10 protein-coding genes are annotated in these 11,569 nt (G+C 61.6%); 7 read left to right on the top strand and 3 right to left on the bottom strand.

Annotation, left to right across the window (positions count from 1 at the left end; genetic code table 11):
* A partial coding sequence (gene kdsB, locus EN884_RS10125; protein ID WP_128360545.1) for a 3-deoxy-manno-octulosonate cytidylyltransferase occupies positions 1 to 524 on the bottom strand: 524 nt, incomplete at its 3' end.
* Between the two features lie 192 nt (positions 525 to 716).
* Between kdsB and EN884_RS10120 the strand changes: the two genes are divergently transcribed.
* The 7 genes from EN884_RS10120 (at position 717) to EN884_RS10090 (ending at position 10,166) form a co-directional block, all read left to right on the top strand.
* Positions 717 to 1,394 carry a cytochrome c family protein gene (locus EN884_RS10120; protein WP_013527938.1) on the top strand — a complete coding sequence of 226 codons (678 nt, stop codon included), beginning with the start codon at positions 717 to 719 and terminating at the stop codon, positions 1,392 to 1,394.
* Between the two features lie 157 nt (positions 1,395 to 1,551).
* Positions 1,552 to 3,426 (top strand): extracellular solute-binding protein, encoded by a 1,875-nt coding sequence (locus EN884_RS10115; protein ID WP_063169976.1) that lies wholly within the window; start codon positions 1,552 to 1,554, stop codon positions 3,424 to 3,426.
* A complete protein-coding gene (locus EN884_RS10110; protein ID WP_063169975.1) occupies positions 3,426 to 5,294 on the top strand; it encodes an extracellular solute-binding protein in 1,869 nt (622 codons plus the stop codon). The genes EN884_RS10115 and EN884_RS10110 overlap by 1 nt, the downstream gene beginning before the upstream one ends.
* Positions 5,295 to 5,324: 30 nt before the next feature.
* Positions 5,325 to 6,422, top strand: a complete 1,098-nt coding sequence (locus EN884_RS10105) for a microcin C ABC transporter permease YejB (protein ID WP_013527941.1) — start codon at positions 5,325 to 5,327, stop codon at positions 6,420 to 6,422.
* On the top strand, positions 6,422 to 7,567 hold the full coding sequence (locus EN884_RS10100) for an ABC transporter permease (protein ID WP_063169974.1): 1,146 nt from the start codon (positions 6,422 to 6,424) through the stop codon (positions 7,565 to 7,567). Before EN884_RS10105 ends, EN884_RS10100 begins: the two co-directional genes overlap by 1 nt.
* A complete protein-coding gene (locus EN884_RS10095; RefSeq protein WP_063169973.1) occupies positions 7,564 to 9,195 on the top strand; it encodes an ABC transporter ATP-binding protein in 1,632 nt (543 codons plus the stop codon). Before EN884_RS10100 ends, EN884_RS10095 begins: the two co-directional genes overlap by 4 nt.
* 29 nt (positions 9,196 to 9,224) lie before the next feature.
* Positions 9,225 to 10,166: a glyoxylate/hydroxypyruvate reductase A gene (locus EN884_RS10090; RefSeq protein ID WP_063169972.1), complete on the top strand. Its 942-nt coding sequence runs from the start codon at positions 9,225 to 9,227 to the stop codon at positions 10,164 to 10,166.
* A 13-nt stretch (positions 10,167 to 10,179) separates the two neighbouring features.
* Here the strand turns inward: EN884_RS10090 and EN884_RS10085 are convergent, their stop codons facing one another.
* Positions 10,180 to 10,707, bottom strand: a complete 528-nt coding sequence (locus EN884_RS10085; protein ID WP_063169971.1) for an AAA family ATPase — start codon at positions 10,705 to 10,707, stop codon at positions 10,180 to 10,182.
* A gap of 63 nt (positions 10,708 to 10,770) precedes the next feature.
* Positions 10,771 to 11,133: a hypothetical protein gene (locus tag EN884_RS10080; protein ID WP_063169970.1), complete on the bottom strand. Its 363-nt coding sequence runs from the start codon at positions 11,131 to 11,133 to the stop codon at positions 10,771 to 10,773.
* Between the last annotated feature and the right edge of the window lie 436 nt (positions 11,134 to 11,569).

Here is an 11,569-nt window from a genome sequence, read left to right as displayed (position 1 = left end):
TGATGGTAGAGCGGCCCCTCGCCCCAAGGCGCTGTGGCACGGGTGAAATAGAGCGCCCTCAGCCTGCTGCCGGAAAGCGGCGAGCCGACGATCTTGACGACATTGGGATTGGTCTTTTCCTCATCGCGGACGATCTCGACGCCGAGCGTGGCGATGTCCACCGCACTGTCCTCGAAAGGCCTGAGCGACGCGGCGATGATCCGGGGATCGATGGTCGGCAGGTCGCCCTGCACATTGACGATGGTTTCGACCTTGCGCCCGGGGTCGAGAGCGACCAGCGCCTCGTGGATGCGGTCGGAGCCGGATTCGTGATCCATACGCGTCATCACGGCCTCGAAACCGTGCGCGCGCACCGCTTGCGCCACGCCTTGCGTGTCGGTCGCCACCACCACCCGGCCAAGGCCGGCTTCGGCGGCGCGGCGGGCGACATGGACGATCATCGGGGCGCCGGCGATGTCGGCCAGCGGCTTGCCCGGCAGGCGGGTCGAAGCCATGCGGGCCGGGATCAGGATCAGCGTGGACATTTCGGGTGCAAGGCGTCTCGAAAGAGGACAGGGAAAGTGGCAAAAGGTCTCACTGGAAGCGCCCTTATAGGTGTTGCAACGCCGCAGCAAAAGACCTAGTTTCCGCCCGATTTGACCGCCCTGGCAGGACGGTCACGATACCGACGGACGGAGTGGACGGTTCTGTCCGCCGGAAAAGGGAGCAAGGGGCGTATGGATTCCAACGAAGTCAACAAACTGCTCGCCGGATTGCTCGGAACCGTTTTCGTCGTCTTCTCGGTCGGCATTGTGTCCGATGCGCTGTTTGCGTCGCCGGCGCCGGAAAAGCCTGGTTTCGCCATCGAGGCCGCCGAGCCCGCCGAAGGCGGTCCGGCCGCGCCCGCCGCCGCGGCCAAGCCGATCGCCGATCTGCTGGCGACCGCCAATGTCGAGCAGGGTGCTGCCGTCTTCAAGAAGTGCCAGGCCTGCCATTCCGGCGAAAAGGGCGGCCCCAACAAGGTCGGCCCGGACCTGTGGGACCTCGTCGACCGTCCGGTCGCCGAGCATGAAGGCTTTGCCTATTCGGCCGGCATGAAGGAATTCTCCAAGGGCGGCACCGAGAAGTGGACCTACGACAACATCAACCACTTCATCACCTCGCCGAAGAAATTCGTGAAGGGCACCGCCATGGGCTTCGCCGGCCTGCCCAAGGACGAGGACCGCGCCAACGTCATCGCCTATCTGCGCACGCTGTCCGACAATCCCAAGCCGCTGCCGGCACCCGGTGCCGCCGCCGATGCAGGCGCCAAGCCTGCCGATGCAGCCGCTCCGGCAAAGCCGGCTGAGGGTGCCGCGCCGGCCGCTCCCGCCGCCCCGGCTCCGGCCGCACCGGCACCGGCGCCTGCCCAATAATTTCGATATCATCTCGACGACCTTGAAAAAGCCGGGTTCAGCCCGGCTTTTTTATTGGGAAAACCGCATAGGCGGCGACAAAGCCGCGCATGACGGTTTTCACGAGCGCCAAATCATCTAGATTGCCCATGAACGGGCATCGCGAAGAGGATAGTGCATGACGGTTGGCCGAACGCTTCTCAAGTCGTTGCTGGCGGCAGCCCTTCTGGCGGCGGGATTGCAGGCTGCCCGCGCCGACGAATGGCGCACCACCTCATCGCTGATCGGCGAGTCCAAATACGGCGCCAATTTCCAGCACTACGATTACGTCAATCCGAACGCGCCCAAGGGCGGCACGCTGAACTCGGTGGAACTCGGCACCTTCGACAGCTTCAATCCTTTCATCGCACGCGGCACCCCTGCCGCAGGATTGAACTATCAGGGTGGGCTCCTCTACCAGTCGCTGATGGCGAAATCCCTTGACGAGGGCAGCGTCAACCATCCCGAGATAGCAGACGCCTACAAGTACCCAGCCGATTTTTCATCCGCAACTTATCGGCTCGACCCGCGTGCCAGATGGCATGATGGCCAACCGATCACCGTGGATGACGTGATTTGGTCATTTAACTTTCTCAAAAAGGAAAGTCCGCAGTTCAACCGCTATTTCGCCAACGTCACCGAGGCGGTCGCCGTTTCAGATCGGGAAGTCGAGTTCCGTTTTGATCAGAAGGGTAATCGCGAGTTACCGCTGATCATGGCGGATGTGGTGGTGCTGCCGAAGCACTGGTGGGAAGGCACCGATGCCAACGGCAAGAAGCGCGACATCACCCAGCCAAGCCTTGAAATCCCGCTCGGCTCTGGACCCTACAAGATCGAGAGCTTCAAACCTGGTTCGGAAGTCGTCTGGCGACGCGTTCCGGACTTCTGGGCCGCCGATCTGGCCATCAATGTCGGGCGCAACAACTACGACACCAGACGCTACACCTACATTCTCGATGACAACGCCGCGTGGCAAGCCTTCACCAAAGGCGGATATGAGGACATCCAGGCTGAAAACAGTGCGCGATTATGGATGACGCGCTACAATTTTCCGGCTCTCAAAGCCGGCGATGTCATCAAGCGGGAGTTCAAGGCGACATCACTCGCCTCGATGCAAGGTTTCATGCTGAACACGCGACGGACAAAGTTCCAGGATCGGCGCGTGCGCGAGGCGCTCGGTTACGCCTTCGACTTCGAAACCTTGAACCGCACCCAATCCTTCGGCCTCAACACCCGCTCCAACAGCTATTTCATGGGCAGCGAACTTGCTTCGAGCGGACTGCCGCGGGGCAAAGAATTGGAGATCCTCAATCAATACAAGGGCAAGCTCCCGCCAGAACTGTTTACCCAGGAGTTCAAGCTTCCGGTCTTCGATAGCCCGAAGGCCGAGCGGTCGTACCTGCGCGAAGCGATCGATCTGTTTGCGGCGGCGGGTTGGAAAATCCAGAATGGCCGTATGACCAATGAGAAAAGCGGGGAGCCTTTTACCGTCGAGATTCTGGGCTTCGACCAGGGCGCCGAACAAACGGTCAATCCATTTGTAAATATGCTGGGAAAGATCGGCATCTCGGCTTCGTTCAGGATAGTCGATACCAGCCAGTACATCGCTCGCGTCAACAATTTCGACTACGACGTCATAACCTCTCGGCTGCCGCAGTCGGACTCGCCGGGCAATGAACAACGCGAGTACTGGAGTTCGAAGGCAGCCGATACACCGGGCTCACGAAATTACGCGGGGATCAAGGACCCAGTGGTCGACGCACTGGTTGAACGCGTTATCTTCGCGACGGATCGCGACGACCTGCTCGCCGCCACTCATGCGCTCGACCGGGTTCTGTTGTGGAATTTCTATTGCGTCCCGCAATTCACCCGATCAGTAACCTGGCTGGCCTACTGGAACAAATTCGGCATCCCGGAAAAACAGCCGACTTACTTGGGTCCCGACATCGATTCCTGGTGGATCGACCCGGACAAGGAGAAGGCGCTGGCGGCCAAATACAAGGGCGGCAATTGATGGCGGCCCTGCCCCGCCGCGACTTTCTCGCCCTGGGCAGTGCCGCGGCAGCCGCTGCCCTGTTGCCCGGCCGGGCCTTCGCCGACATTGCGACTGGCATCAAGCTGCATGGCCTGTCGGCCTTCGGCGACCTCAAATACAAGCCCGATTTCGCGCATTTCGACTACGTCAATCCGGACGCGCCCAAGGGCGGCCAGATGAATTTCGCGCCGCCGAACGCAACCCTCAATCAGAGCTTCCTGACCTTCAACACGTTGAATTTCCTGGTGTTGAAGGGGGAGGCGCCGCCGCGCGCCGAACTCTGTTTCGATTCGCTGATGACAAGCGCGCTCGATGAGCCGGATGCAGTCTATGGCCTGCTTGCCGAAACCGTTACCCTGTCGCCAGACCGCAACGGTTTCCGCTTCGTGCTGCGACCGCAAGCGCGTTTCCACGACGGCTCGCCGCTGACCGCGCAAGACGTTGTCTTTGCGCTGAAGCTCTATAAGGACAAGGGCCATCCGAACCTTTCCCAGGCGTTGCGGTACATGACCGACGTGGTTGCGGTCGATCCCACCACCGTCGATCTCACCCTCAACGGCAAGCAGTCGGCGCAAAACGTCCTTGCGATCGTGGGGATGCCGATCGTCTCCAAGGCATTTTATACGGCCAATGATTTCGATGCTTCGACCATGACGCCGCCGCTTGGCTCGGGTCCCTACAAGATTGGACGCGTGGCGGCCGGACAGACGGTCGAATATGACCGCGTCGCCGACTATTGGGGCCGCGATCTCCCGGTGAACCGCGGCCTCTACAATTTCGACCGCATCCGCATCGACTTCTATCTTGACCGGCAGGCGGCATTCGAGGCCTTCAAGAAAGGCGACACGCATTTTCGCGAGGAATTCACCTCACGGGTATGGGCGACCGGATACGACTTTCCGGCGCTGAAGGACGGCAAGGTCCTCAAACGGGAATTTCCCGGCGAGAAGACGCCAGACATGCAGAGCGTCGCGCTGAACCAGCGTCGTCCGCAATTCCGCGATGAGCGGGTGCGGCGGGCGATCGCCAGATGCTTCGATTTCGAATGGATGAAGCGGGCCTTGTTTTACGGCTCCTACGAGCGCTCTCAATCGAACTTCGAACGATCGGATTACAAGGCCGAAGGCCTGCCCTCGCCTGACGAATTGGCCCTGCTGGAGCCATTCCGGGCCGAGTTGCCGCCAGAGGTTTTCGGTGAAGCGGTAACACAGCCCCTGTCCGACGGTTCGGGCCATGACCGCAAGCTGCTGGGCGAGGCTTCGAGATTGCTTGCGCAAGCCGGCTGGAAGCGCGACGGCAGTTTCGTCGTCAATGACAAGGGTGAGCGGCTGCGGGTCGAAATGCTGGCGGAGGACGATGGCATCGTTCGTATCTACACCCCGTGGTCGGAGAATATGAAGGCGATCGGGATCGACGCATCGATCCGGCAAATCGATTCGGCGCAGTATGAGCAGCGGCACAGCAATTACGACTTCGATCTTGCCTTGCTGCATTGGTCGATCGGGGCGACGCCGACTGACGACAGCCTGCAGATGCTCTATGATTCCCGCATGGCGAAAATCCCGGGGCAGCGCAACTATCCCGGCACCGAAAGCAAGGCCATCGACGCCCTGATCGCGGCAGCAGCCAAGGCGAAAGACCGTATAGAACTCGTCACGGCGCTCAGAGCGCTCGACCGGGTCTTGCGCGCGCGGCTGGACTGGATTCCAACATACTATCTGGCGAATCACCGCGTCGCCTATTGGGACATGTTCGGCTTTGTCGAACAGAAGCCTGATTTCGGCTTTCCGGTCGAGACGCTGTGGTGGTTCGATAAGGGCAAGGCGGCAAGAATTGGCAAAGGCTGAGATGTTCGCTCAACGAGGGCAGAAGGCCTGATGGGCGCCTATATCCTGCGCCGCATCCTTTTGATGATCCCGACGCTGTTCGGCATCATGGCGATATCCTTCGCCGTCATCCAGTTCGCCCCCGGCGGTCCGGTCGAACAGGTCATCGCCCGGCTGACCAATCAGGGCGGCAGCGACCGCCTCGGCGGTGGTGGCGGCGACGCGGGTGCCGGCGGCAATTTCGATGCCGCCGGTGACGTCAGCTCGAAATATCGCGGTGCGCAGGGGCTCGATCCGGAATTCATCAAGAAGCTGGAAAAGCAGTTCGGCTTCGACAAGCCGCCGCTCGAGCGCTTCGGCATGATGCTGTGGAACTATGCCCGCTTCGATTTCGGCGACAGCTATTTCCGCGACATTTCGGTGCTCGACCTGATCCTGGAAAAAATGCCGGTGTCGATCTCGATCGGGCTGTGGATCACGCTGTTGTCCTACCTGATCTCGATCCCGCTCGGCATCCGCAAGGCGGTCAAGGACGGCACTCCCTTCGACGTCTGGACCAGCGGCGTCGTCATTGTCGGCTATGCCATTCCGGGCTTCCTGTTCGGCATCATGCTGATGGTGCTGTTTGCCGGCGGGTCTTTCTGGGACTGGTTTCCGTTGCGCGGCCTCACCTCGGACAATTGGGATCAATTGTCGTGGTGGGGAAAGATCGTCGACTATTTCTGGCACATGACATTGCCGCTGACCGCGCTGGTGCTGTCGGCCTTCGCCACCACGACGCTGCTGACCAAGAACTCGTTCCTCGAAGAAATCCGCAAACAGTATGTGGTGACGGCGCGGGCCAAGGGTCTGTCGGAACGGCAGGTGCTCTACGGCCACGTCTTCCGCAACGCCATGCTGATCGTCATCGCCGGTTTTCCCGGCGCCTTCATCTCGGCCTTCTTCACCGGCTCGCTGCTGATCGAGAACATCTTCTCCCTCGATGGCCTCGGTCTGCTCGGCTTCCGGTCGGTGGTCGAGCGCGACTATCCGGTGGTGTTCGCCAATCTCTACATCTTCTCGCTGCTGGGGCTGTTCGTCGGGCTCTTGTCCGACCTGCTCTACACCTGGGTCGATCCGCGCATCGATTTCGAGCGGAGAGACGTCTGATGTCGGAGGCTACAGTCCCCGTCAACGCGGCACCCGCGCGGATCAAGCGGCCGTTTCTGTCGCCGCTCAACAAGCGCCGCCTGCAGAACTTCAAAGCCAACCGCCGCGGCTACTGGTCGCTGTGGATCTTCCTCGTCCTGTTCGTGCTGTCGCTGTTTTCCGAGTTCATCGCCAACGACAAGCCGATCATCGCTTCCTACAAGGGCGAAATCCTGTTTCCGGTGCTGGTCGCCTACCCCGAGGAAAAATTCGGCGGCTTCTATGCCGTCACCGATTATCGCGATCCGGTCATCCAGGACGAGATCAACGCCAATGGCTGGATGATCTGGCCGCCGGTGCGCTACTCCTATCAGACGGTCAACAACGCTATTCCCGAAGCAGCACCGGCCAGGCCGTCGTGGCAGTATGACGCCAAGACACGCTGCAACCAGTATCCGCAGGGTGCTGCCGACCCCGCCTGCATCGTCGGCAACTGGAATTGGTTGGGCACCGACGACCAGGCGCGCGACGTGCTGGCGCGCGTCATCTACGGCTTCCGCATTTCGGTGCTGTTCGGCCTGATCCTGACCGCCGGCTCGGCCTTGATCGGCGTCGCGGCCGGCGCCGTGCAAGGTTATTTCGGCGGCTGGACGGATCTCTTGTTCCAGCGTTTCATCGAGATCTGGTCCGCCATCCCGGTGCTCTATCTCCTGCTCATCGTCGCCGCCATCCTGCCGCCGGGCTTCTTCATCCTGCTCGGCCTGATGCTGCTGTTCTCCTGGGTGGCGCTGGTCGGCGTGGTGCGGGCCGAGTTCCTGCGCGCCCGCAATTTCGAATATGTCAACGCGGCCCGGGCGCTCGGCGTGCCCAACCGCACCATCATGTTCCGGCACCTGCTGCCTAATGCCATGGTGGCGACATTGACCTTCATGCCCTTCCTGCTCTCGGGCTCGATCTCGACGCTGACCTCGCTCGACTATCTCGGCTTTGGCCTGCCGCCCGGCTCCGCCTCGCTCGGCGAATTGCTCAAGCAGGCGCAGCGCAACCTCAATGCGCCGTGGCTCGGCATTTCCGGCTTCGTCGTCATCTCGCTGATGCTGTCCCTGCTGGTCTTCGTCGGCGAGGCGACGCGCGACGCCTTCGATCCGCGCAAGACGTTCAGATGAGCGAAGCCCCCTTGCTCAGCGTACAGGACCTCAGCGTCGCCTTCAGCCAGGGCGGCGGCCAGTCGACGGCTGTCGACCACATCTCGTTCGACATCGCCAAGGGCGAGACGGTGGCGCTGGTCGGCGAATCCGGCTCCGGCAAATCGGTCTCGGCGCTTTCGGTGCTGAAGCTTTTGCCCTATCCAAGCGCCAGCCACCCCTCGGGAAAGATCGTGTTCCAGGGCAACGACCTGCTGGCGATGAGCGAGAAGCAGTTGCGGCAGGTGCGCGGCAACAAGATCACCATGATCTTCCAGGAGCCGATGACCTCGCTCAATCCGCTGCACACGATCGAGCATCAAATCGTCGAGATCCTGAAGCTGCACCAAGGCATGGCCGACCGCCCCGCCAAGGAGCGCACCCTGGCCCTGCTCAACGAGGTTGGCATCCGCGATCCGCACAAGCGCCTCGATGCCTATCCACACCAGTTGTCCGGGGGCCAGCGCCAGCGCGTGATGATCGCCATGGCGCTGGCCAACGAGCCCGAACTGCTGATCGCCGACGAGCCGACGACGGCGCTCGACGTCACCGTTCAGGCGCAGATCCTCGAACTGCTGGCCGGCTTGAAGAGCCGCAAGGGCATGTCGATGCTGTTCATCACCCATGATCTCGGCATCGTGCGCAAGATTGCCGACCGCGTCTGCGTGATGACCAAGGGCAAGATCGTCGAGACCGGCCCGACCAAGGAGATCTTCGCCAATCCGCAGCATGCCTACACAAGGCATCTGCTGGCGGCCGAGCCGAAGGGCAAGCCGCCGGCCGCCAATGCCGACGCCAAGCCCGTCATGACCGGCAAGGACATAAAGGTCTGGTTCCCGATCAAGCAGGGCTTCTTCCGCCGCACCGTCGACAATGTGAAGGCAGTGGACGGCATCGATGTCACCGTGCGCGCCGGCCAGACGCTCGGCGTGGTCGGCGAATCCGGCTCCGGCAAGACGACGCTCGGCTTGGCGCTGGCGCGCATGATCTCGTCGACCGGCATGATCCAGTTCAACGGTCGCGACATCAACCAGCTGTCCTTCAATGCAATGCGGCCGCTCAGGCGCGAATTGCAGATCGTCTTCCAGGATCCGTTCGGCTCGCTCAGCCCGCGCATGTCGATCGCCGAGATCATCGAGGAAGGCCTCAAGATCCACGAGCCGAAGCTGTCGCCCGACGAGCGCGACGACAAGGTGGCCGCCGTGCTGAAGGAGGTTGGGCTCGATCCGGCGACCCGCAACCGCTACCCGCACGAGTTTTCCGGCGGCCAGCGCCAGCGCGTTGCCATCGCACGCGCCATGGTGCTCAACCCGCGCTTCGTCATGCTGGACGAGCCGACATCGGCACTCGACATGAGCGTGCAGGCGCAGGTCGTCGACCTGCTGCGCAGCCTGCAGGCCAAGCACGATCTCGCCTATCTCTTCATCAGCCATGATTTGAAAGTCATCCGGGCGCTCGCCAACGACGTCATCGTCATGCGCAATGGCAGGATCGTCGAAGCCGGCCCTTCCCAGCAGATTTTTGAAAATCCGCAAACCGACTATACTCGGGCGCTGATCTCGGCCGCCTTCAAGATCGAGACGGCACCGGTCGGCATCGTCAGCGAGTGATTTGCGTAAAGAGGGACTAAAGGACCGCAATGGAAAAAGGCCGCATCCTGCTTGCCGTCACCGGCTTTCATCCGCAGCGCTGGCGCGACCTGCTGTCGGCCGAACGCGAGGTGGTGCTGGAGCCGGACGGCGCCAGCGACCCCTCGATCACCTATGCCGTTGTATGGAAGCAGAAGCCGAACATCCTGGCGTCGCTGCCCAATCTGCGCGCCATCTTCTCGATCGGCGCCGGCGTCGACCATATCTTCGCCGATCCCGGCCTGCCCGACGTGCCGATCGTCAAAATCGTTGCCGACAACCTCACCCAGTACATGACGGAATATGTCGTCTGGCGGGTGCTCGACCATCACCGCCAGGGCCTGCTCTACCGGTCGCAGCAGTCGAAGAAGATCTGGCATGAGCCGCAGCAGAGGCCTGCCGGTGACATTTCGGTCGGCATCATGGGCCTCGGCAGTCTCGGCCGCGCCGCGGCCTCGGTGCTGCTCTCGCTCGGCTTTGCCGTCAATGGCTGGTCGCGCACCGACAAGGCCATGCAAGGCGTCGCGACCTATTCCGGCGAAGCTGGATTGATCCCCTTCCTCAAGGCAACCGACATCCTGGTGGTGCTTCTGCCGCTGACGCCGGAGACCAAGGGCATCATCAACTACGGCGTGCTGAAGGAGCTGCGGAAACGCAACGGCCTCGGCGGCTCGGTGCTGATCAATGCCGGGCGTGGCCGCCTGCAGAAGGATGCCGACATTTTGCGGGCGCTGGATGACGGCACGTTGAAGGAGGCAAGCCTCGACGTGTTCGAGGTCGAACCGCTGCCGAAGACCAGTCCGCTGTGGGGGCATCCGAAAGTGTTCGTGACGCCACACGCGGCGGCGACCTCCGATCCGGTGCATCTGGCGCCGATCATGCTGCGCCAGATGGACGCCTTCGAACGCGGCGAAAAGCTCGACAATCTGGTGGACCGCGATGCAGGGTATTAGCCAGGACAAGGCCTCATCGGGCCAGGTCCCACTCCCGGAAGCACTTCTTGATTGCCCGCAGTGACGATAACTGCACCTTTGGCAGATCAATCTGCTCGAACATAGCCAGGTAGCGTTTGCGATTTTTCGGCGTGGCGACAGTGATATGGCGGATCATATCCCATTTGACGCTGTCGCGCCCGCCCTCCAAGGCACCGCGCCTCTCCCGCTCCAACAACGTCCGGCGAAAATAGCGCAACAAACTTGCGGGTGTGGAAATGTCCAACAGGATCAATCCCGTCGCCCGCCGAAAACGTTGCGGCATACCTACCGAATAATTCCCATCCATCACCCAACGCTCTCCGGCGATTGCGGCGTCGTGCAAGGCAATGAATTCGTCCCTTGGGCGCGCTTCCCAATCCGTGTTCGGGAGATGGAAGAGCTGATCGAGGTGAACAGTCGCCAGATCACGCTTGCGGGCAATCGCGTCGGCGAGGGTCGACTTGCCACTGTTGGACGGCCCCAAGATACATATGCGGTCCCCGAGCTCCGAGAGATGCATCCGATCGTGCCCTGCAAGGTGGTTTGTTGCCTGCGATTCTCGACCCGTAGCCGCCTCCGACCTCTAGCCAGGCAGAGCGATCTTCTTCTGCTTCTCCGGCTGGCCGCAGTCGCGTCGGTCGATCGACCGGTTCATGGCATCGATCTCACCGCTCGCCTTGTCGGTATCGCGCTTGGCCTTGGAGCGCATGTCCGGCGTGAACGGGCCGAAGCCCATCGCCGGATTGGAGAAGGTCGGCTTGGCCTTGATCGGCAGGTTGTATTGCTGCGCCAACCCGTTGCGCTGCGCCAGCAACTGGTCGCACGGCACGGTGTCGTATTGCAGGGAGGACTGGACGTTCGCATCCTGCTGTTCCGACATCGACGTGCCGCCGACACAGCCGGCGGTCAGCAGGCAAGAGGCCAAGATCATCATGTTCCAGCGCATCGGCTATGCTCCTCCTGATATCCCGCCCTGACGCGAGCAGATCGCAAATATCAGTCGCGCATGCAAATCGGACTTTTTCACAGCAGGAATATTTGCGAGGCGGCGAGGCTGCCCCTCCGCAGGCGCGTGGCTGACGGAGCATCAAACGAAAAACCCGCCTGTGCGGCGGGTCACTGGCGCAAATCAGCACCATGAGCGAAAATGTACCATAGCTGAGGGCAGGGCGTCAAGAAAAAATTCCTATCGCACCCGACGAAAAGCTGCCGACACCGCCGACCGGCTGTCGTCAGGTCTTTTGTTCAGCTGAGTTCGGAGCCCTGGCCACAACGACCAACCCGTTGACGTGTTCCCCGCGATCCTGCCGGATCGCGGTTGGTTCCAGTGACAGGACCGAAAGCCCGTTGGCGGCCAGCACGTCGAGCACATAGCGTTGCGC

It is taken from the genome of Mesorhizobium sp. M7A.F.Ca.AU.001.01.1.1 (assembly GCF_004022735.1).
GTDB lineage: Bacteria > Pseudomonadota > Alphaproteobacteria > Rhizobiales > Rhizobiaceae > Mesorhizobium > Mesorhizobium ciceri.
Note: the sequence above shows the minus strand (reverse complement) of the source record. Positions and strands in the feature narration are given on the sequence as shown.